17 protein-coding genes and 4 pseudogenes are annotated in these 20,984 nt (G+C 68.7%); 12 read left to right on the plus strand and 9 right to left on the minus strand.

All coding sequences use genetic code 11. The features are described from left to right. On the minus strand, positions 1–2,526 hold a 2,526-nt coding region (locus ABT360_RS06905; RefSeq protein WP_351811881.1), incomplete at its 3' end, for an RICIN domain-containing protein. A gap of 600 nt (positions 2,527–3,126) precedes the next feature. Between ABT360_RS06905 and ABT360_RS06910 the strand changes: the two genes are divergently transcribed. After that, positions 3,127–3,267 (plus strand): hypothetical protein, encoded by a 141-nt coding sequence (locus tag ABT360_RS06910; protein WP_351811884.1) that lies wholly within the window; start codon positions 3,127–3,129, stop codon positions 3,265–3,267. 1,020 nt (positions 3,268–4,287) lie between these two features. Next, entirely contained in the window at positions 4,288–5,526 is a 1,239-nt protein-coding gene (locus ABT360_RS06915) for a PP2C family protein-serine/threonine phosphatase (protein ID WP_351811886.1), read from the plus strand. Positions 5,527–5,607: 81 nt separating this feature from the next. Here the strand turns inward: ABT360_RS06915 and ABT360_RS06920 are convergent, their stop codons facing one another. From ABT360_RS06920 to ABT360_RS06935, 4 genes and pseudogenes are all read right to left on the minus strand, one after another. Then, positions 5,608–5,775: a hypothetical protein gene (locus ABT360_RS06920; RefSeq protein ID WP_351811889.1), complete on the minus strand. Its 168-nt coding sequence runs from the start codon at positions 5,773–5,775 to the stop codon at positions 5,608–5,610. Positions 5,776–5,811: 36 nt separating this feature from the next. Continuing rightward, a complete protein-coding gene (locus ABT360_RS06925; protein ID WP_351811892.1) occupies positions 5,812–6,168 on the minus strand; it encodes a PRC-barrel domain-containing protein in 357 nt (118 codons plus the stop codon). Positions 6,169–6,342: 174 nt separating this feature from the next. Beyond that, positions 6,343–6,930 (minus strand): annotated as a pseudogene (gene trhA, locus ABT360_RS06930) (PAQR family membrane homeostasis protein TrhA). A 291-nt stretch (positions 6,931–7,221) separates the two neighbouring features. Beyond that, positions 7,222–7,560: a MerR family transcriptional regulator gene (locus ABT360_RS06935; RefSeq protein ID WP_351811895.1), complete on the minus strand. Its 339-nt coding sequence runs from the start codon at positions 7,558–7,560 to the stop codon at positions 7,222–7,224. Between the two features lie 893 nt (positions 7,561–8,453). On the opposite strand from ABT360_RS06935, the gene ABT360_RS06940 reads away from it, so the two are divergent. Both ABT360_RS06940 and ABT360_RS35345 read left to right on the plus strand, forming a co-directional pair. Then, positions 8,454–8,789: an ATP-binding protein gene (locus ABT360_RS06940; RefSeq protein WP_351812173.1), complete on the plus strand. Its 336-nt coding sequence runs from the start codon at positions 8,454–8,456 to the stop codon at positions 8,787–8,789. Between the two features lie 48 nt (positions 8,790–8,837). After that, positions 8,838–9,027 (plus strand): annotated as a pseudogene (locus ABT360_RS35345) (hypothetical protein); the annotation flags it as partial. Here the strand turns inward: ABT360_RS35345 and ABT360_RS06945 are convergent. Then, positions 9,009–9,272: pseudogene (locus ABT360_RS06945) on the minus strand (SCO5918 family protein); the annotation flags it as partial. The pseudogenes ABT360_RS35345 and ABT360_RS06945 sit on opposite strands and share 19 nt — an antisense overlap. A gap of 386 nt (positions 9,273–9,658) precedes the next feature. On the opposite strand from ABT360_RS06945, the gene ABT360_RS06950 reads away from it, so the two are divergent. The 3 genes and pseudogenes from ABT360_RS06950 (at position 9,659) to ABT360_RS06960 (ending at position 11,220) form a co-directional block, all read left to right on the plus strand. Further along, positions 9,659–10,207, plus strand: coding sequence for a tellurite resistance TerB family protein (locus tag ABT360_RS06950; protein ID WP_351811897.1), 549 nt, complete (start codon positions 9,659–9,661; stop codon positions 10,205–10,207). A gap of 302 nt (positions 10,208–10,509) precedes the next feature. Beyond that, positions 10,510–10,825: pseudogene (locus tag ABT360_RS06955) on the plus strand (hypothetical protein). Next, positions 10,822–11,220 carry a PIN domain-containing protein gene (locus tag ABT360_RS06960; RefSeq protein ID WP_351811900.1) on the plus strand — a complete coding sequence of 133 codons (399 nt, stop codon included), beginning with the start codon at positions 10,822–10,824 and terminating at the stop codon, positions 11,218–11,220. Before ABT360_RS06955 ends, ABT360_RS06960 begins: the two are co-directional and overlap by 4 nt. A gap of 54 nt (positions 11,221–11,274) precedes the next feature. Here the strand turns inward: ABT360_RS06960 and ABT360_RS06965 are convergent, their stop codons facing one another. Beyond that, complete coding sequence (locus ABT360_RS06965) at positions 11,275–11,676, minus strand: DUF2399 domain-containing protein (protein WP_351811903.1); 402 nt, start codon at positions 11,674–11,676, stop codon at positions 11,275–11,277. A 52-nt stretch (positions 11,677–11,728) separates the two neighbouring features. Between ABT360_RS06965 and ABT360_RS06970 the strand changes: the two genes are divergently transcribed. After that, complete coding sequence (locus ABT360_RS06970; RefSeq protein WP_351811906.1) at positions 11,729–14,599, plus strand: wHTH domain-containing protein; 2,871 nt, start codon at positions 11,729–11,731, stop codon at positions 14,597–14,599. Further along, positions 14,596–14,991 (plus strand): hypothetical protein, encoded by a 396-nt coding sequence (locus ABT360_RS06975; RefSeq protein ID WP_351811909.1) that lies wholly within the window; start codon positions 14,596–14,598, stop codon positions 14,989–14,991. Before ABT360_RS06970 ends, ABT360_RS06975 begins: the two co-directional genes overlap by 4 nt. Positions 14,992–15,581: 590 nt before the next feature. Here ABT360_RS06975 and ABT360_RS06980 read toward each other — a convergent pair. Beyond that, the gene (locus tag ABT360_RS06980) at positions 15,582–15,971 is read right to left on the minus strand and encodes a helix-turn-helix domain-containing protein (protein WP_351811912.1); all 390 of its coding nucleotides are present in this window, start codon (positions 15,969–15,971) and stop codon (positions 15,582–15,584) included. Between the two features lie 696 nt (positions 15,972–16,667). Here ABT360_RS06980 and ABT360_RS06985 point away from each other — a divergent pair. From ABT360_RS06985 to ABT360_RS06995, 3 genes are all read left to right on the plus strand, one after another. Then, a complete protein-coding gene (locus ABT360_RS06985; RefSeq protein WP_351811915.1) occupies positions 16,668–18,293 on the plus strand; it encodes a hypothetical protein in 1,626 nt (541 codons plus the stop codon). A gap of 26 nt (positions 18,294–18,319) precedes the next feature. Then, positions 18,320–18,715 (plus strand): hypothetical protein, encoded by a 396-nt coding sequence (locus tag ABT360_RS06990; RefSeq protein ID WP_351811918.1) that lies wholly within the window; start codon positions 18,320–18,322, stop codon positions 18,713–18,715. Positions 18,716–18,885: 170 nt separating this feature from the next. Continuing rightward, positions 18,886–19,521, plus strand: coding sequence for a very short patch repair endonuclease (locus ABT360_RS06995; protein WP_351811921.1), 636 nt, complete (start codon positions 18,886–18,888; stop codon positions 19,519–19,521). 128 nt (positions 19,522–19,649) lie between these two features. Here the strand turns inward: ABT360_RS06995 and ABT360_RS07000 are convergent, their stop codons facing one another. Further along, entirely contained in the window at positions 19,650–20,975 is a 1,326-nt protein-coding gene (locus ABT360_RS07000) for a class I SAM-dependent RNA methyltransferase (RefSeq protein ID WP_351811924.1), read from the minus strand. Positions 20,976–20,984: the final 9 nt, after the last annotated feature.

The following is a 20,984-nucleotide window of genomic DNA, read 5'->3' on the forward strand; positions in this document are numbered from 1 at the left end:
CTGCTGCTCCCGCTGGTCCTGCTCCAGGCCGTCACCGCCGCCGGCTGGTTCCGGCTCAACGGCATGTGGCCCGCCCGCCAGGGCATCGCCCCGGCCCGCGGCCGCCTCGGCGTCGTCCGCGTGCGCGGACGCCGCATCCGCCGCGGTCCTGGACTCCTTGGCATTGCTGTCGGACTCGTGGGCCTGGGCGAACGCCTCCTTCGCATCGGCCTTGGCGCGGGCGGCATCCGCCTTCTGCGCGGCGTCCCAGGCGTCGTCCCGCAGATCGCCGGCGTTGTCACGGGCCTTGACCGCGTCGTTCTTGCGCTCGACCGCGGTCGCCTCGGCGGCTTCCGCCTTCTCCTTGGCGTCCTTCGCGTTCGCCGCCTCGGCCTGCGCGGTCTGCTTGTGCTGGGCCGCATCGGCCTGCTTGACGGCGGCGGTCTCCTTCTCCGCCTTGGCCGTCTTCTCCTCGGCCTCGGCCGCGAGCCGCTTGGCGTGCGCGTCGGCGGCGGCCGCCTTCGCGTCCGCCTCCGCCTTCAGCGAGACGGCGAGCTTGGCCTCGGCAGTCTCCTTGTCCTTCTTGGCGTTGTCCCGGTGCAGCTTCGCCGCGTCCGCTGCGGCCTTGGCCTGCAACTCCGCCGTGTGCGCGGCCTCCTTGCGAAACTCGGCGTTGACCTGCGCGGCCTGCGCCAGGGCGCGCTGGGTGATCGTCGCACTGTCACCGGCAGCGGCACGGGTGGCGGCCTCCGCGGTCTCGGCAGCCTTCACCATCGCCGTCAACGCCGCGACGGCACCCTTGGTCACCTGGGCCTTCTGCTGAGCGACCAGAAGGCCACGACCCCGCGGGGCACCAGCGGCATCCGCGATGCCATACGCCGCCTGCTGGGCGGCGTCGGACGCGGTGGCCGCCTTCTTGGCGCTCTCCAACTGCGCCTTGAGCGTAGCCACGTGCTTCTTCGCCGCGGTCTGGGTGTCGGTGATGCCCTTCTTCGCCTTGTCGAACTGCGCCTTCTCCGGATACGACAGGCTGTCGGTGCCCTTGTGGCCCGACGGCTTGATCAGGAACTTCTGCGCACTGGAATCCTTGCAGTCCCACAGCCGAGCATCGGTGCTCTTGGTGAACGCACTCAGATCCAGGCACTTGCCCGTGGACAGGCTCTTCAGCGGCGAGGAGGCGCGGACGTCGCCCTTCCATGACTGGCCCTTGGACTTGTAGCAGTCCGAGATCTGGATCTTCGTGCCGTTCGCCGAGGCGTTCCCGGCCACGTCCAGGCACTTGAGCGAACCGACATTGCGCAGGTGGAGATCGCTCTCACTGCCTTCGATCGTCCACTGCTGCGCCGCGCCGCCGTTGCAGGTGTAGATCTGGACCGGCGTACCGTTGGTCTTGCCACCGCCCTGGACGTCCAGGCAGTTGCCGCCGGCGCCCGGGACCTCGATCGTCACAGGGCTCTCACCGATCCATCCCACACCGCCCGCGGACCAGTAGTCCTGCCAGCGGGTGTAGTAGTCGGCGAGCCACGACTGACCAAGTGTCTGGCCCAGGGCGAACGTGCCGTCCTGCAACGCCTTCGTGGCGTCCTTGCCGGCGGTGAGTATCTGCTGACGCTGCGTGGCCTGGGCGGCGATCTCCTGCTGCCACTCGGTGGACGCCTGCGCCACCTCCTTGCCGAGCACCCGGTTCGGGTCGATCGGGTCGCGCCACGCACACGACGCGTAACGCGCCTTCAGATCCTCGACCGCGATCCGGAACTCCGGCGTGCCCGCGGCCGGGGCGGTTCGGGGGAAACCGCCCGACGCCAGGAAGATGCGCGCGTCATCGGCGAACACCCGGGGAACGAACATCTGGTTGGGTTCGATCTTCCCGGAGTTCTTCTTCCACAGCGCCCATGCCTGCTGCTCCTGCGGTGTCCCTCCGGTGGCGTACTGCGGGTCGCCGATCGCGAGCGCCGCTGCCTTCGTCTTGTCGTCAGCAGTGGGCGACGGGTCGTAGAAGGGGTTGAACACCTCGATGGGATCGGAGTAAGACTGGTACAGCCAAGGGAGCAGCCCGATCTTCCAGAAGATTTCGTTCGCGCCGCTCGGTGCGTCGGGGTAGGACTCCAGGCCACTTGTGGCGCCCGTCCACGCCTGCCCCTGCTTGTTGACCTTGTCGACCCACTGGTCCTTCCCCTCACCGTCCGCCTTGTAGGCCAGGTGCAGCGGGGTCTTGTCACTGAAGACGTCCCGTTCGAGCTTCTTGTGGAGCTGATCGGGCGGCAAAGTCATGGCCTCGTGCGCAAGGGCGAACACGTTGGGCCCGCCCTTGCTCAGGGCCTCAGCGGCCACGCACTGATCCTCACGCAGCTGTTCGGCGACTTTGGTGTTATGGCCGTCGTACGAGTCGCCCACCGTGGCCATGGGCGGTTCGGCGTCGCGGTTGGCCAGGTCGGGCCGGACGGCCAGACCACCGAGGACGCCCAGGGCGACGACGGAGGTGATGGCCGTGGTGAGGCTGGTCGATGAGCGTGATCTGGGGTTGAACAACCCCGGTTTGAATCGCAAAGTCCATCCTTGGTAGTGAACAAGCGCAGGCGAGGGCGACCGCCCGGAGAAAGCGGCGCCACTTCGCGCAGCTCAACCCGCTGTCTTGGCGCGGAGCCAGAGGTGGCGGATCGCGGTGATCAGGCGGCGTTCACTGTGAGCCGGTGTCGCGGCATGACGATGCGTCCCTCCCCCGTGGCGGCGTATTACCCGGCCGCCCATGACATGCGCCCGAGGTGGCGGGGTGGTCAGGCCCCCTCCCAGGTGCGCGGCGCTCAACTTAGCCACAGGGGATCGGGCTCCGGCAAGGTCTCGGGTCGGTGGTCCACCAGCGCCGCGGCAATGCAGTTGCGCCGGTTTCTCGTCGCGCGGGAGTGCAAATACCAAGGTCACACTTGGGGTGACTTGTGTGAGTCATGTAAAGAAAGGCGCAGGTGATGGAGATATCTGGCCATAGATTGACTGGTTGTCTCCGGTGCACCGCAAGGGCGAAAGCTGCCACGACCGAGCCCCCGGGGCGAACCGTCCTCATAGGGGCTGCAGGGTGGTTGGCCAGCGCACTGGAGACCGCGCAGCCCGGCTCACCGCACTCGGCCGGCGGATCGACTTCCTCACCGCGAAGTGCACGACACGGCCAAGGACCTCGGCGCGGCCGTCGCCCTCCTGCCACCGCGCCGCACCCCCGCCATACGGGTCCCGCCCGCGACCCGCCGTGGAGACCACACCACCCACGCCACCGCCTCGCGCCACCACCAGCACTGAGCCCACTCGGACCTGAGGCAGCGTCGCCTTCGGCGGGCTGCTCAGGGCTCTACGGGCCGCCCTTCGCGCAGCCACAGCCGGTCAAGGGACGCTTGATGGACCGCCACGGACAGATCGCCGCGCATCGACCCGTCGCCTGCTCAACTCCGCGCTTCCGGCGGCTGCTTGTCGTCGGGCCCCAAGGAAGGCCAGCCCTCGCCACGGCGGTCGTCGCCGCCGGCTGGCCACGCCGCCCCTGGAGGCCTGGGACCGGGCGTTCCGGTCGAGTGTGCTGCCCAATCCCCGACTGCGGCACGCCGCGCTCGCCTCCGAGTACAGCCCGTCCCTCGCGCCGGCAGTCACCGCCACCCTCGGTCTCGTCGGCACCGCCACCGTCGCCTGTGCACCGCCCACCCGGTGCCGGCGTCCCGCGCAGCCGACGAGCATGGTCGGCGGGCCGGGGCAGCGGCTGACCAGCCCGGCCTGGCGATGCTCTTCGTCTCCCTCACCTGCACCGGGTTCGCGATCGGGTCCATGAACGCGTGGTCAATCGCCATGGCCAAGCTCCACGACCAGGAATGCTGTCCGGGCTCATCCCCGCCGCATTCTCGAACGGCAGCTTCCTGAGGACCTCGTCCCGGCGGGAGCCGGGGCACCTGAGAACGTCCGGAAGCGCAGCGGTTGTGTCCGCATCATGGAGCACCCTGGAGCGGAACACCGGGGAGCACCATGGGTCGCCGCCGGTGCCGGTGGGACATGAACCCTGGTGGCCGGGTGGCTGCCAGGCTCGGGAAAACCCCACGTGGCGCCGATGCCGGGCCGTTCGACGGCCGGTCGGCCGGCAGCTGCATCCGTTCAGGGCCCTGTGGTGCAATGTGACATCTGCCCGGCACCGGGCTTGGCGCCGGCCCCTCGCGCAACCGGGACGGAGCCCTGAGAGTCAGCGAGCAGCGAGGAGTCGCCGTGGCCGTACGTGGAGCTGACGGGGACGGTGCGGCTACCCCTCGCACTCCTGAGAGCGGGGCCGGCCGGGGCAGGGCGATGACCTTGGCGGGGGCGCTGGCGGCGGCGGAGACCGCGGCGCCCGTGGAGTCGCTTGACGTGGTGGCGCGCATGCTCAAGGAGCGCCTCGGGGCCGCGTCGGTATCGTTCCTGATCACCGATTTCACCGGCGGCTCGGTCGTACGGCTGGGGGCGGCGGGCAGCGTCGACACCGATGAACCCGCCCGGCGCATCAGACTGCGGGGCACCCTGTACGACGACGTCATCCGCACCCAGCGGCCGAGCGTGGAGGACCACGGCGAGGGCGCGCTGGTGCGGATCGTCGCCCCGGTGACCAACCGCGGGGACGCCATCGGGCTCCTCGAACTGTTCCTGCCGTCGGCACCGAACGCGGAGGTGATGCGGGAGGTCGGCGAGACCGCGCACGCCCTGGCGTACATCGTCATCGCGAACCGGTCCTTCACCGACGTGTACCAGTGGGGCCGCCGTACCAGCCCGCTGAGTCTGGCCGCGGAGATCCAGCACCGGTTGCTCCCGGCGTCGCTGGCGTGTGAGGCGGCGCAGTTCGCGGTGGCCGGGGCGCTGGAGCCGGCCGACCACGTCGGGGGTGACACCTTCGACTACGTGATCGACCGGGACACGGTCCAGCTCTCCGTGACCGATGCCATGGGGCACGATGTTGACGCCGCATTGCTGGCAACTCTCCTGGTGGGTGCCCTGCGCCGGGCACGGCGGGCCGGTGCCGACCTCGCCGAACAGGCCCGCCAGGCCGACCGGGCCATGCGCCAGCACGGCCGCCAGAGCTACGTCACCGGCCAGCTCCTGCGCATCAGCCTGATCAACGGCAAGACCGAGTTCATCAACGCCGGGCACCCCTGGCCGCTTCGGATGCGGGACGGACAGGTGCGGGAGGTCAGTCCGGAGATCGATATGCCGTTCGGCTTCCAAGTCCCCCACACCTACCGGGTCCAGTCGCTGGACCTGCAGCCGGGCGACCGGCTGGTGATGCTGACCGACGGCATGCTGGAGCGCAACGCCACCAGCCTCGATCTGCCCGACCTGATCGTCCGCACCCGCGCGCTGCATCCCCGCGAGGCCGCCCGCACCCTCATCGCGGCGGTCGTCGACGCCAACCAAGGCCACCTGCAGGACGACGCGACCGTCATGTGCCTGGACTGGCACGGCGTCGGCCACTCCCGGCGGGACGCCGACACCGGCGCCGACCTCGCCGACGCCTCCGCCCCCTCTCGGACGGGGCGGACCACTCCGGGGCAATGACTCGATGACCGCTCCGACACCCCGCTTGTGGTCGGTCACCTTGGGCGGGCGAAGCGGGGTGCTCTGCCCGGGGTGGCCGCGTCACCGGGGCGGGTTCCTGCGGCGGCGGCCCAGGCGCAGGCCGAGGAGGACGAAGTCGGCGACCAAAACCACCACACCGATGACCAACAGGTAGAACAGGCCCTTCGCCACCACTCCGATGATGCCGAGCACGATGGCCACGATGACCAGCAGGAAGAAGAGAGCCATCCGTGTCACCTCATGGTGGGGGAAGTTGGTGGGGCATCAGCGGCGGGCGAGGCGACGTTCGCCGCCCGCACCCGTTCGGTAGGCGAGCTCGTAGTGCGCGAAGACCGTCTTCTCGTTCTCCGCGAGCAGTTCGCCGTCCGTGCCCATCGAAGGCGCTTCCTTGACCTGCTTCTTGTCGTAGGCGACCTTCAGATACCCGGGACCGACCGTCGCGCCGCCCAGGGGGACGAACACAAGCCGGTGCCGGGTCGGCAGGCCGACCGTGACCGTCGCGAACGCGGGCTGGTCCGTGGCCGTGTCGACGTAGACCGCCTCCAGGACGCCGATCCTGTGCCGCTCGTGGTCGACCACATTGTGACCACGCCACTCCCTGACGTCTTCCGCCTCGAACACGGGGCCCCCTCTGTCACAGGTCGGCTGAAGACCGCTGTCTCGTCCTTCTCTCGCTCCTCCCTCCTTACCTGCCTACGGGACGTCACACCCCGGAGAGCAGCCAACTTGCAGGCCGGAAGGGCAAACGGCTTTCGCGCGTGGGCGATGCCTCGGCGGTCGCCCAGCCCGTCGCGGTCAGTAGACGGCCAGGGAGATGGCGATGTAGTGCGCGGTGAATGCTGCCACGGTCAGTGCGTGGAACACCTCGTGGAAGCCGAACCAGCGGGCGAGGGGTCGGGGCGCTGGAGGGCGTAGACGACCGCGCCCGCGCTGTAGAGGAGACCGCCGGCCACGATCAGGGCGAGTACGGCCGCTCCGCCGGTGTGCAGAAAGCCGGGCAGGTAGCGCACCGGTGCCCACCCCAGGGCCAGGTAGCACGGGGTGTACAACCAGCGCGGAGCTGCGACCCACAGGACCCGGAATGCAATGCCCGCCAATGCACCCGTCCACACGATCCACAGCAGCATGGACCGCTGTTCCACCGGAAGGAGGAGCACGGCGAGGGGGGTGCAGGTACCTGCGATGATGAGGAAGATGTTTGCGTGGTCGAGGCGTCGCAGAAGAGCCTCGCCGAGCGGGCCCCAGGTGCCGCGGTGGTAGATGGCGCTCGTTAGGAACAGCAGCCAGGCGGTGACCGAGTACACGGCGCAGGCCAGGGCCGCCTGAGGGGGTGCGGGCCAGGCAGATGAGCACGATGCCTGCGATCAGCGCGGCGGGGACCATTCCGGCATGAAGCCAGCCACGCAACCTGGGTTTGATCGGTTCGGCCAGGTCGGCCGCCCGCTCCAGCAGAGCGGCAACCGAGTGAGCGTTCTCCCCTGCATCGTCACCTCGTGATCCGCAGGGCAGCCCGTCTTCACGACATTCTCCACGCGCTGAGGCGACGTGAATGCGTTCGGCTTCAGCGGCGTCGTGGGACACAGGTTCTTGTCCTCAGACGTCACCACGTAAACGATCACGCCGACACCGGGACTGTGCGTGCGGTGCCCGCCATTGCCGGCGGGCACGCTCATCTCACGCTGCGGGCATCGGATTGGATGATTCGGCGGCGCGGCGGTATTCGGCGTTGATGCGCTGGGCTTCCTCAAGCTGGTCCTCGAGGATCACGATGCGGCAGGCGGCTTCGATGCCGGTGCCCTGGTCGACGAGTTCCCGGGCGCGGGCGGCGATGCGCAGTTGGTAGCGGGAGTAGCGGCGGTGTCCGCCTGCGGAGCGGAGCGGGGTGATGAGGCGGGCGTCTCCGATGGCGCGGAGGAAGGCGGGGGTGGTGCCGAGCATGTCGGCGGCCCGGCCCATGGTGTAGGCGGGGTAGTCGTCGTCGTCGAGACGGCCGTACGAGTCGTCTGCGGTCATTGCACCTCTCTGTGAAACGCGTGGAGGGGCCCTGGTGCCGGTACCGGCACCAGGGCCCCGAAGGAACTGCTACACCATCTACCGGCCCTGATACTGCGCCGGCCTTCCAGTTCCGCACGCCCGATCGAAATGTTGCCGGGGGTGCGGGGATCGCGGATGCGTGACCGGAGACCACCTCACTATCGATGTCCTGCGGTACCCGGGCTCAAGACTTCCGCCCAGGCGATCCTGATGGCGCTCGGCTCCTCCGTTCTTCCCTCTGGATCAATCACTTACCAAGCGGGAACTGCGAACCGCTTGTATTGCTGGTGTTGCGTGCTGCTTGTGGCCTCTCACAGCGCCACTTCGGCAGCCAGCCCCGTTGCCCATCCTGCGTCTGCTCTGGCTTAGAACCCCGCTGCCGAACCTCCCGGTGCGCGCGCCCGCAGCCGACGCCTTCACCGAGGTACTGCTCACTGACTTCACTGCTGGGTACTGCTAACTGCACTCACTTACGGGTCCTGCTCACGGCGGCCCCCCATCACTGCGGGCCACCCGGTCCGGTCACCAGTCCCGTCGCCGTCCTGCAACAACAACCCTGGCTTCGAAACTCCGTCACCGCACCGTCCTGCGAACTGCAACTACGGGTAATACTGCCGGCAGTTCGTCTCTGCCGAGCCCTGCGGTCTCTCTGGGCTACGAGAGAAACCATAACCACAACACCACCCAATGTCTACTCTGACCAACATAGATTTCCGTATGTTCGACGGTGAGATAATCGACCTCGAACAGTGACACGGGCAGGCGCAAAGACAGCCAACGCCCGGTTACCCGCCACAGGCCGGGGCACGAGCCCGCGCAGGCGGGGCAGGCATTGGTGAGTCCCAACCGCCCACCCCTCGGGGTCCGTCGCCATCGCACGCGAGAGCGCACGGGAGCCCCTCGAAGGTCTTGTCCCGGCGCCAGCAGCCGAGGCCGCCGATACCGTGGTCCTGGTCGTCTCGGAGCTCGGCACCAACGCCCTGCGCCACGGCGGTGACACCTGCACCCTGGGCCTGACCGCACACCCGGGCTGTATCGAGGTGGCCGTTCATGACCCCAGCCCGCAGGCGCCGCGCATGCGCGCCCCCGACCTGAACGGCGGTACCGGGGGTTTCGGCTTGCCACTGGCCAACCGTCTCGCCAGAGCGACCGCGGTCACCCGCCGGGCCTCTGGCGGAAAGACGGTGACCGTACTTCTCGCTCGGTAACGGGACCGGTCGAGGGGACGGAACGACCGGTGAAGAGGATCGGTGCTGATGTCGAAGCCTGACGAGCTGCTCGTTGATGTCGCTGCCCTGGTGGAGGCCGGGCAGAGCAATCAGATGTCCCTGACCGTGGTCAGCGGTGGCGCTGTCGTCACGGGTCGGCTGGCTCCCGAGGTCGTACGGAGGCAACGTGTCGGAGGTCCTGGCTGGCTCGTCCAGCCTGGGGGTGCCGAGCATCGCGGAAGCCTGCTGGAGCGAGCTGAGGATGCGTACGGGTGCGGCCGTGGGGAGGGAGCGGCACGTGAAACCGAGCTGAGTCATGGCCCGGAGGACTTCGGCGGCGCTGAAGTCACGGCGGTCCCGGCGGGTGATGACCTGGCCGACTTGCTTGACGGGGTAGTGGCGGCGGCCGATGGTCACCGATTCACCGGTGACCGGTTCGGGCTTGATGCCCTCCGACCGTTGCTTCAACAGCTCCCACTGCACGGTCCGTTGAACTCTCCCCTCGCGAGCGCGGATATTATTCAGCCCGAGCGCCGCACGCAGTTCCTCGTCGCGGAACCCGAGCGGCATTCGGACATCCAGCACCGCCACGTCCGGGCGGTGGGCAAGCGGCGCGGGCAGGGTCTCGTGCACGGTACCGACGGCGGCCACGACCTCGTGACCCGACGAGGGACCTGCCGGCGGTTCCCAGGAAACGGCAGTGATCCTTTGCCTGCCAGACTTGCCCGCCCGGTTCCTTACTGCCTTGAAGCCGGCAGGGGGCGGGCCAGTGTATTTTGCGGAACCTTTGCCCGGAGGCAGCCGTTGGTCAGGTGAACGCGAGAGCGGAATCGCGACCGATGACGCAGAGGAATACCGAGGTGACGTCGATGGCTATGTGGGACCGACTCAAGGACCAGGCCAAGAATCTGCAGCAGGCCCAGCGCGGGGGCGGTGCGACCCACGGACCGAGCCGCGGCGCAGGGTCCGGCGGTGGTCCACGCGCCCAGCTGGTAAGCACACTGAAGACGCAGCTCGGCTCCCTCAAGACCGAGCTGAAGAGCGGTGCTTACCGGGACGCGAGCATGGCGATGTGCGCACTGGTCGCGGCCGCGGACGGGCATGTGGACCCGGCCGAGCGGCAGCACGTCGAGTCGATGATCCTCAGCAATGAGGTGCTGCAGAACTTCCCGCCGGAGCAGTTGCGCCAGCGCTTCAACAAGCATGTGGACCAGCTGACGCACAACTTCCAGCAGGGCAAGGCCGAGGCGATGCAGGACATCGCCAAGACCGCCAAAAAGCCGACCGAGGCGAGGGCGGTGATCCAGACCGGCATCGTCATCGCCGGGGCCGACGGCGACTTCTCCCAGGCCGAGCAAACGATCATCCGGGATGCCTGCACAGTGCTGGGGGTGTCTCCCGCCGAGTTCCAGCTCTGATCTGCCCGCGGTCCGGACCCCCAGGCGGCTGACGCAGGATCACATCAGGGGAGCCGGACGGCCGGCATGCCGTCCGGTGGCCAGAAGCGGCGCTCGGGAGGCCGATGAGGATGCCGGGGTCTGGTTCATCACCGGAAGCCAACAACAACCTCGACGGTTGAATTGCGGCGCCCGAGGGGGGCAGCCGGAACCGGCCAGAAGGGCTGTCGCCGTCTGAATCACCATGCCGGGCGTCAAAGCTGCCCCGCTGCTCGCAGCAACCCCGGCTCGGCGACAACGGAGATCCAGCACGGATCCCGCCTATGGCATTCAAAAATGCCATCCTCGCGCCATGGCTGACAGACGACACCGACTTCCTCCCCGGCCACGGCCCCAGCAGCGGCGTCTCCCGTCTCCCTGACCGCCGGCACCCTCCGAGCGATCCGTGAGCGGGTCGGCAAGCGGGGTGTGTCCGCGTACCTGGAGAAGGCCGCGCAACGGCAGATCGAGCGCGACAACCCGGACGAGTTGATCGCCGACTTCGACAAGACCAACGGCCCCGCCGATCCGGAAGCGGTGGCCTCCAAGCGGGCCAAGCTCACCGGCAGCGCCTCCTCCGGGGCCGGGGCCGCCACATGAGCGGCGCCCTCATCCTGGACAGCGAGAGCTTGGCCAAGGCCGTGCAGCGCGACCCCGAGGTCCACGAATGGCTCACCGCCGCCCGCGACGCCGACCTGCCCGTCAGCACCTCAGCCGCGGTGCTCGTCGAGGTGATCCACTCCAGGATCAATGACGCCGCGCTGAAGTGGACGCTGTCCCGGCTCCGAGTCGAGCCGGTCACCCAGGCCCTCGCCCAGTCCGCCACCGCTCTGCTGCACGCGGCCGGGCTGCACGGTCACAAGTACGCCATCGACGCCATGCTCTGCGCCTCCGCCCTCGCCCAGCCGGGCCGAGTCACGATCCTGACGTCCGACGTCGAGGACATCACCATGCTCACCACCGACCACCCACGCGTGATCGCCGAGAAGATCTGACTCGCAACGCCACGCCGGGCCCGCGCAACGCCTGTCCCCGAGTGCCAATCCACCTCACGCGAGGTCGGACAACAACAACTCCAGCTCCCTCTCCTCCTCGACGCGTACGCCGAGTTCCGCGACGGTCGCCGCGAGCGCGGGTTCCCAGGGGGTCTCCGTCGGGGCGCCGATGAGCGGTGACAGAGGGGGTGAGGCGTTGCGGGACACGGCGGCGCGGTAGTCGGCAGCCGTATAGCGCCAGGGCCGCCACGGGACGTGGCGGTGAAGGACGCCGGCGATCCGGAGGCCGCCCCAGTCGAAGTCACCGTGAAAGTGCAGGGTCGCTCCGTGTTCGTGCAGCCCTCGGAGCAGCGTGAGGGCGGCGGAGGAGGGCTGACCCTGGAGACAGACCAGGGGCGGGCAGGCGGGGCCGAGGGCGTCGGCCACCGCCGCGAGGACGGTCGGGTTCTCGCACATCCACACCATCGGAGGGGCGACGGCCGGCGGTCGGCGAGTGAGCTGGCGAAGGGTGAGCACGAACGGTTCGCTACGGCTGTATCCCAACAGCCGTTTCGGCATCGGCGTCTTCAGCTATTTCATGCTGGCCGACGAGATGACCATCGTGACCCGGCCGGTCGGCCCGGACGGCCGTCCCGCCGCGAGGGCACTGCGCGTCGAGATCCCGGTAAGCGGCAGTCTCTTCCGGGTCCGGGAGGAGGACGAGCGCGAGGGCGCGGCGCTGCCCGAGGGCGGCACGAGCGTCCGGCTGCATCTGCGCGGAGCAGGGGTACCGTCCGCAGGCTCCGTCGTGTCGGTGCTGCGTTCGTTGGTTCTGATCAGCGAATTCCGTTTGGAGGTGCGCGACGGTGACGGCACGGAGGAGATCTGGCTGCCCGGACAGCTGAAATCCGGTGAGGGGGAGAACTCGTTCTCCACCAGATTCACCATCGAAGCCGTACCAGGAACGCTGTGGTGGGTCTCGGGCAACGGAGCAATCGTGTGTGACGGGATCGCCACGGACAAGCAGACGTTCGGGTACGTGCTGAACCTCTCGGGCCCGCACGCCGGGGAACTCAGCGCCAACCGGAAAAAACTGGAGGCTTACGACACTCGGTGGGCGGCCGAGCAGCACCAGCGGGGGGCGCGCGTGCTGGCGGACAGCTCTGAGCTGCCCCTTGAATGGCTCTGGAGCATGGAGTCCCGAGAGCCTTCCGTCGCCCACATCCTCTGGAAGGCACTGCGAGGCCAAGGGGCGCTCGCGTCGGGCGACTTCGGCCAGCGCGTGAATCTCGACGAGGTGGGTTGGTTCCGGATGGACGCCGCCCTGGAGGGGCAGCGCGGGCAGCGTGAGGAGGAGAAGCCTGTGGAGGCGGTCCGGCCCTGGCGGCTGGCTGCCCTCGGTCCCGAGTTCCGAACCCGGAAGGAAGCGGTTCCGCTGTCCCTCTCCGGCCACCCGGTTCCGCAGCCGGGCTGGTCGGACGTCGCGGCGAAGGTCGGGGACGACTGGCGTGGCGCGGTTCTGGTGGCCTACGAGCAGGGCACCACCGTGGCGGAGGTTCTCCGCGCGACCCGGGGCCTGCGCATCGCCCATCCCCGGCTGGCGGGGCCGGCGGTCGTCGGCAACGGTGACCTGGACTGGGAGCCGGAGTTCACCGACTGGTATGTCATGAAAGGGCTGCTGGGCAGCAAACGCGACCCTCTGGACGGCCTCAGGATCACGGTCTGGGGCCGTCCTCTGGCACGCGAGCGCCGGGCCTCCCTCGAGATCCACTACCAACACCCACCCGGCGATCTGTCCGGCGTCGTCCGGGCCTCCGCGCATGCTCGTCGGCCGCTCGGCGAGCTGGCCGAGGCGTGTAGCCGGTACGCGCCGTTCGTGAGGGAGCCTTTGAACGCCGTCCCGGACCATCACCGGGACCACGTTTGCACAGACGCTGAGCTGAGGCTCCTGTACCTCCAGGAGGACGAGCACCGCTGGCGGCCCGCCGTGCACCCCTGGGACGTTCCCTTGGTGGCAGCCGCGACTGGTCTGGATGTGGAAGAGGTGCAGCGGCGCATGGCCGCGTTCGCGTGGCTGGGCCGCCCCGCGCCCGATCCGGTCCTGGCCGCCCGATGGGCCGAGGTCCCGTCAGAGATCTCCACCGTCATGCGCCACTACATCGTCCCCGGCTCCGGAGGCCGACCAGAACTCCCCTGGGGCGCCGCCATCGAGCTGGCCGCGGAGTGCGAACTGACCGTGTGGGAGGCCGAGCGCGCGCTCGCCCGTGAAGCGGATGGTGTCGGAATGGTCCACCGCCGGCGTTACACCAGGCGCTCCCCCGAGCGAGACACCATTCCCTCACCCGATACCGGCCATCTCGCACGATGGCTGCACGAAGAGGGCATCTGCCTGGAGGACGGCGTGTCGCTACGGGACCTCGCGTTCGTCCGCTCACACGAGACGCCGTTCGACGAACTCGCGTGTTACCTCGAAGAGCTGAGAGAGGTCGGGGCGGATCTCCCGGACGCGGCGCGCCTGCTGCGCGCCTGGGACGAACTGCCGACGCCCAGCAGATACGCGTTCTCCGGTGAGGACCCCAGCTGGGCCGGTGCCGACTACCCCGTACCGGCGACCTCGGCCGTGCTGTTCACGGGAAGTCAGCGACTTCGCCAGGAGCTGTCCGTCCTGTGGGACACCGCGCAGCGGGAGGCCCGCAACCTGGGGCTGAGCGCGGCCCTCGTGGCCCCAGAGCCGCCCGAAGAGCTCAGGCAGTTCGTCCCGACGTGGGACGAGATCGCGGCGCTGGTCGAAGTCGGCCCGGACGAGGACGTGGACTACGAGTGGTTTGAGACCCCTCGTTGGGTCCCGCTCACGGCGCAGAGGCTGGTGGGCTACGCCCGCGCCCGCACCATCGGCGCCCGGGCAGCCTACCGGGCTCTCACCCCGTTCCGGACCATTGGCGCACTCGTGCCGGCGCTGACAGCCGAGGCGGAGGCGGCCCTGCCGGACAAAGTGCCCAGCGCCCGCGATGCCGTGGCGGTCGACCCGGCGTATCGCGTCTCCGAGCTCGGCACCCGACTGCTGCCCCTTGATCTGGTCAGCATCGCGGGCCGTCTAGGTGAGTCCGTACGACACACCTGGCAACAGCGCGTCACGCCGTATCTCGCGCTGGAGGAGACACCGTCGTCGATCACCGACGTACCCGACGTCGTGCCTGGCTGGCAGGACCTGGCGATCCTCTCCGAAGGCCACGACGGGAAACTTCCGGCGCTGACCGGTCACGTCGGGCGGGACCGGGTAGAGCGCTGTGCCCGGGCAGTGGAGGAGACGCCCGAGTGGGTGCGACGGCGCCTGGAGATCTATGCAGGGATGTTCGCGTTCCGGCTAGAGGAGACCGTCAACCGAGGAGACAGGCCATGACAAGCACCCCCCGGCACGATCACGGCGTGCCGTACGTCGACGAAGATCTTGGCGAGATCGACGCCGCTCTGTTCACCCAGCAGCCGGCCCAGGGCGGAGAGGGCGTGGTCGTCGCGGGGACGTGCCCTCGTTGTCACGGCGCAACCAGAACGCTGTTCCCGTGGGGCCGACCAGGCATGGGCACCAAGGGCGCACTCAGCCTGCTCTTCGGAAGAGGGGCCACCCGGAAGGCCGAAGACGTACCTGAGCCGCTGCTGGCGGAGGTGCACTTCTGCGAGTGTGGCCACGCCCATCCGCAAGGCCCGCCGGACAAAAATCAGCACCAAGTCGGATGGTCACGTCTCCTTGTCGTGGACGGTGGTGGTGAGCGTGAAGCCGGGCAAGACCTGTGACTGAGCACCCGCGATGGCCGTGGGGTTTTCGGCCAACGCCAATACGCCGACCAGTAGACCCTGCAACGGGCGATACGGCAGTCAGACAGCGCGCCTCGCCTCTCCGCGAGATCCCGGCAGTGTCCAGCCAGCCGCAACCGGTCGCCCTCCCGACATTTAACAGCGATGACATGACCAAGCTCTGCGGCCACCAAGTCCGTTATGGCCCACCAGTCACCCGAAGCGCAGCACGCTCACTATCCACCCCGCTCACTAGCTGGACCTAGAACATGAGCGTGCCCCCCGAGGGCGAGGAAGGACCGTTGTCGTCTCATGGCAGAACTGCCACCCTTACGTCGTACGGCCCTGCAACGGTGAGGTCATCGATCTCCCATCGCACTTTGATGCAGCGCATACGAGAGTTCGTCTGGGTGCTCCGAGATACGAGCAAGCATCCAGGCTCGATCGAAATCGATGCGTAGTCGCCTGGCGACTCGAAAAGCCCGCCAGCTGGTACGAGGGGCCAGAAGCACTCGCCAGCAAGTAGAACTGTGGAGGGCTGCCCCAGGGGCATGGCCTGGCATCACCATACGATCCGGGACGGCTGCGTGTCAGACAGCTACGACAGAAGCCGACAGCTCGGCCTGCATGTAGATCTGCAGGGTGCCCTTGAGGTGAGCGATGGCCGAGTTCTGCTGACGATTCAGCAGTTCAAGCTCAGCGACGCGGGCCTCCAGAACGGTAGCCCGCTGCTCAGCCTCGCTGCGCGCCTTCTCGGCCTTCTCGATCCGCACCAGGGCGCGTGTCGGCATCGTTGGGCCGGCCCCTCGGGGAGGGGTCGGGACGCCAAGCTCCGCGCGGCGCCTTTCCACCCAGTTTTGCACGGTCTTCCGCGAGATCTGGTGTTCGTCCGAGATCTCGCGAACCGTCTTCTCTCCGTTGAGAACAAGATCGGCGAACTGAGCCCGCTCATCAGGGGCGAAGCGAGAGTCAAAGGACACGGACGTACCTCCAATTGGTGAGATGAACCGATCAGCAAACGCGGCATCGCGCCAGGAGATACGGGGCGGGACCACCGTTCATCCTGTAGCGGCTCCTCGCCTTCGAGTGTTGACCATTCGGAGTACGCGCTTCCACAGCGGCAGCCACGCCCAGCAAGAGCCCTACACGTCCCGAAAACGCCAGAACTTGTCGCCCACGGCAAGCTGCCGGACACGTTCGCGCAGGTCAAGGCGACCTCGGCCCCTCATCCACCAAGTCCCTTCTAAGCACTTGGCCGAAGATTAGAGCCCTGCGGAGGCGCACGACGGGAGGCATTCACCGGTAACACACGGTTCCTCAACGGTGATCGAACGATCGACATGTCCGCCCCCAAGCTCCGGATGAGGCCCCGCCCCTCGGGATGAACACACGTCGCCCCCTTCGCGTCGACAGCGAGGGTGAGTCACCGGCTGCCCCAAGCACTCGATTCAGGCCGAACCGGAAATCTTGAGCACCCAAACAACCCCTCCACGAGGAGGTAGCTTTCGGCCATTGTCCGACCGGAGCGCCTCCCCGACCGCCTTGTGCGGGTTTGCGGTATGGCGGCCCCTCCTCCACCCGAGGACGATGCCCCTCTGTGTCCGCCCCTGATCTTCAGCGCGGTCGACACGAGGAGACACGGGGGTGGGACCTTGTCATACGCGGAGCACCAGTCGGTGTTCTCAGCTCCTGCGGTGCCCCTGGGCACCGCAGCCAAAGCTCGAGAGACGATCGGCCACGGCACCTACACCGAAGGCGTCACCCGTCGACTGAGCGCCGCCGCCTTCGCCCGCGCCGACTGGTCGGCCGTCCTCCGCGCCGTTCTGGCGCAGCATTGGAAAGCCCTGAAGGCCGCAGTACGGATGCGTCTGCGATGGATCTTCCCGGAGAAGGCCCAAGAGGCCGCCGAACGAGCAGAGTCGGCGCCCCCTGCGGTCGTGCTGGGTGAGGACTACGCCGTCTGGGTCCGTCGTCGGATCAAGAAGCCGGCGCGACCAGTACCGGTCTACGGCTTCCACCAGGAGCCGGTGGTGCATGCGTGCGACCGGGCCGTCCGGCACATGCGTGGACGCCGGACGGCGATCGTGGCCCTCGTCGCTGCCGTCGCGTGGCAAATGGTCGTCGGCACCCTCGCCCCGGGCTGGGCGGCCCTCGTCCTACTGGCCGGGTCATGGGGCGTCCACCTGGTGGATCGCTACTTGGCGCAGTTGCGGCTCAATGCCCTACTGGCCGGGGAACTGAAAGCGCCTATGGCAGCGGAGCAGGCCCACGCCCTGCCCTACCAATACGAACGCCGCCCGACCGGCGACCGGCACCGATTCATCGGGGCGGGGCTCCAAGCGTGGCACGAGGCCGTCATCGGCATCGACGTCGAGCCGGCCCCTGAGAACCAGGACGCCGAGCACGATGCCGCAGCGGAACCGTTCCCGAGCCCTGGCTCACCGACATTGCGCTCCGGAAGCCCCGACATGGCAGCGGTGGCCAAGGCGGTGCTTGACGCGTTGACGAAGCACAACGAGCCGGTGGCCAAGAAACCGCTGAAGCACTTCACCGCCGCTCAGCTGCACACTTACATCGCACGCCGTCTCAACGACCCGGCCCCTTCCCACCACCAGAGCCATCCGAAACTCCGGGTGGAGGTCGTGGGAATCGCCGGCATCCACCAGAAGCGGTGGAACCAGATCGATGACGACACCTGGCGCAGCCTCCACGCCCTCGCCGCGGACGAGACCGGTGACAAGCCCGCCGAGGAGATCGCCCGTCGGTACATCTGGGCCCGCGTCACCGCCTGGAACGGGGAGCTCGTGGCGGCCGTACTCGTCCACTTCGCCTACCAGGGCGGCTTCCTGCGCGTCACCGTTCGCCCCCACATCATGGGGCCCCTCAATCCGAAGGTGGCCGGACTCGTCCCGGCCCTCCCGCTCACCCCCAAGTGGCTGGCCCGGGCCGCCTTCAACGCGCTCGTGGACGTCTACGTCGGCCTTGACCGTCTCCTGCGCCGCAAGACACGCCCTCGCCCCGAGCTCGACCCAGGCAGCGGCCCAGTGAGCCTCCGCGAGGTCTACAGCACCCGCCGCTTGGACGACATGCACGCCTACGACGACGCCCGCTACTACGTACAGATGATGCAACGCAGGGTCTTCGACTCCACGGAGATCTTCTTGCGCGACCACAACGTCGACATCGCCGCCTACCGCCAGCAGTCCACTGCGATCTACAACTTCGGCGTCATGAACGGCGGCACCATGACCGGCCCCGTCCAGGCAGCGCCCCTCTCGGCCAATCCGTCCATGAGCAACTGACCCTTCGAACAAGCCAGGAGCCCAGCATGCCCCTCCGAGGCCAGCCCGACCCCGTCCCGAACGGCGTGAACTTCGGCATCATCAACACCGGCCGCATGACCGGACCCGCCCAAGCCGCTCCCTTCTCCCAGAACGCCGCTCAGACCAACAACCTCGCCAACGAGGCCGTGGACAGGGCCCGCGAGAGCATCGACGAACTGCGCCAACGCCTGGAAGAGCTACGCGACCAACACCCCGGAGTGGACGGCGCCCTGCGCGACCTCGACATGATTGCCCCACGGTTGGACGAGCCCGACCGAGACCCCGGAGCCCTCCGCTACATGATCGAGAGCCTGGTCGAACGGTGCGGAGGCATCCCCGGCGTCCTCGCGGCGGCCCAACTCGTTCAATCCACGGTCACGGCGCTGCTGCCCGGCTCCTGATGCCTCCCCGTCGCACAGCCACGTCCGACGTTGCTACAAAGCCCCTCGGTGAGACCGGGAAGGAACGCGATGCCGAGTTCGGTCGCAGCATGAGCGGCGGTCGTGAACGGCCCGGTCGGATCACCGGTACGCCGCCCGTAACGGTCAGGCAACCCGATGGTTGATCAGGCGTGAGTATCCAGGAACGCCGTAGAGGGACGCCGACGCCGCGCGATGCCAACGCGCGGAGGGTCATGGCGGCCCAGCGAAGACGGGACACAGCTCCGGAGCTTGCGCTTCGCCGTGCTCTGCACTCATTGGGCCTCCGCTACCGCGTGGACCTGCCGGTCGTCGGCATGCCACGTCGTCGCGCCGACGTCACCTTCACGAAGTGGCGCACCGCCGTGTTCGTACAGGGCTGCTTCTGGCACGCATGCCCGAGTCACCTGCACGCGCCCCGGCACAACTCGGAGTGGTGGCGGCAGAAGCTTCGGGGCAATGCCCGCCGCGACGAGGAAACCGATGCTCACCTCACGCTGATCGGTTGGCTGCCCCTCCGCATCTGGGAACACGAGACCGTCGACGGCGCGGTCAAGCGGGTGGCGGCGGCGCTCGCCACCCGGGGGCATCCCCGCGCCTGGCCATCAGCACCTGGGCGCCCATACCGGAACGGGCAGCCGAGGGCTCGTAGAGGAGCGCATACGGCATGCAAACACGCGCGGGGAGGGACTCTCTGTCGTGGGGAAGCTCCCACGATGCCAGCACCACTCCAGTGGAGGTGGCAGACGCCTTGCGCAGTCGGCAGGACAAGGAGGGGAACGGCCTGAGCGGCCCGCCCCTGACCTGACACCCCATCAGAACGAGCGTCAAATGAGCGTCACGAGCGTCATCTCAGCGTCAAGATATCGCCCGTAACGCCCACACCGCACATACCGCCCACCCGCAAAACCCCAGGTCAGGCGTCCTTCTTCACGGGCTCCAGGATCGCGACGCACTCCACGTGGTGCGTCATCGGGAACAGGTCGAACGCCCGCAGCGTACGCACCCGGTACCCCGCGTCGCGGAAGTACGCGATGTCCCGGGCCAAGGCCGCCGGGTCGCAAGCGACGTAAGCGATCCTCCGCGCGCCGAGACCCGCCAGGTGCTTGACCGTCTGCTTGCCGGCGCCGGCGCGGGGCGGGTCGAGGACGATGAGGTCGACCTCGGTGATGCCGGTGCGCGGGAGGGCCTGTTCGACCTTGCCCTGCTCGATGCGCACGCGCTCGAAGTGCTGGAGGTTGTGGCGGGCGTCCTCCACCGCGCGCTTGCCCGACTCGATGCCGAGGACCGCGCCCTTGTCGCCCACCCGGTCGGCGAGCGCGCCCGCGAAGAGGCCGACGCCGCAGTACAGGTCCAGGGCGGTGTCGCCCTTGCGGGGCAGCAGGCCCTGCATGACGGCGCGGACGAGGGTGTCGGCGGCCTTCGGGTGGACCTGCCAGAAGCCGCCGTTGCCGACGCGGTACGTGCGGTCGTCGGCGCGTTCGCGCACGAAGGGGCGGCCGTGGACGCGGTGCACTCCCCCGTCCTCGGCGACCCGCAGGACCGACACCGGCTTGTCCAGCTCCACGAGCGGGAGGCGGGCGCCGGGGCGGGGGTTCAGGACGACCTGGCGGTCCTGCGAGCCGGTCGCGGCGATCGCGTCGACCGACGCCATCCCGGACCAGTCCCGCTTCTCGATGCCCAGCTCGGTGACGCCCGGCGCCGCGATCAGGCAGCGGTCGATGGGCTGGACGTCGTGCGAGCGGTGCTTGCGCAGGCCCGCGTGGCCGGAGGCGTCCACCGCGTACTGCACGCGCGTGCGCCAGGCCGGGACCTCGCCCGCCGGGACCTTGTCGCCCTCGGCCGGCATGACCGTGCCGTCCCAGCCGGCCTCCTCGGGCGTCAGGCCGGCGAGCCGCTTCAGCTGCTCGGCGACGACCTCGCCCTTGAGGCGGCGCTGGGCGCCGGGCTTGGCGTGCTGCCAGTCGCAGCCGCCGCACATGCCGGGTCCGGCGTACGGACAGGGCGCCTCGACCCGGTCCTTGGAGGCCTCCAGGACCTGGACGGCGTCGGCGCGCAGGAACCGGGAGTCCTCGGCCCCCTCCGTGACGCGGACGACGACCTTCTCGCCGGGCAGCGCGTGCCGGACGAACAGGACGCGGCCTTCGTCGGTACGGGCGATGCAGTGGCCGCCATGCGCGACGGGGCCGACCTCGACCTCGTACTCCTCCCCGATGAGGGAGGACTCTGGTGCGTTTGGCATGACGGGGTG

This window comes from Streptomyces sp. NPDC000229 (assembly GCF_040300825.1).
GTDB lineage: Bacteria > Actinomycetota > Actinomycetes > Streptomycetales > Streptomycetaceae > Streptomyces.

Coding starts and splice junctions, on each gene's coding strand:
- ABT360_RS07000 (WP_351811924.1), bottom strand. CDS start 20,975: ATGCCAAACGCACCAGAGTCCTCCCTCATCGGGGAGGAGTACGAGGTC.
- ABT360_RS06960 (WP_351811900.1), top strand. CDS start 10,822: ATGAGCGGCGCCCTCATCCTGGACAGCGAGAGCTTGGCCAAGGCCGTG.
- ABT360_RS06920 (WP_351811889.1), bottom strand. CDS start 5,775: ATGGCTCTCTTCTTCCTGCTGGTCATCGTGGCCATCGTGCTCGGCATC.
- ABT360_RS06915 (WP_351811886.1), top strand. CDS start 4,288: ATGACCTTGGCGGGGGCGCTGGCGGCGGCGGAGACCGCGGCGCCCGTG.
- ABT360_RS06990 (WP_351811918.1), top strand. CDS start 18,320: ATGCCCCTCCGAGGCCAGCCCGACCCCGTCCCGAACGGCGTGAACTTC.
- ABT360_RS06965 (WP_351811903.1), bottom strand. CDS start 11,676: ATGTGCGAGAACCCGACCGTCCTCGCGGCGGTGGCCGACGCCCTCGGC.
- ABT360_RS06975 (WP_351811909.1), top strand. CDS start 14,596: ATGACAAGCACCCCCCGGCACGATCACGGCGTGCCGTACGTCGACGAA.
- ABT360_RS06950 (WP_351811897.1), top strand. CDS start 9,659: ATGGCTATGTGGGACCGACTCAAGGACCAGGCCAAGAATCTGCAGCAG.
- ABT360_RS06935 (WP_351811895.1), bottom strand. CDS start 7,560: ATGACCGCAGACGACTCGTACGGCCGTCTCGACGACGACGACTACCCC.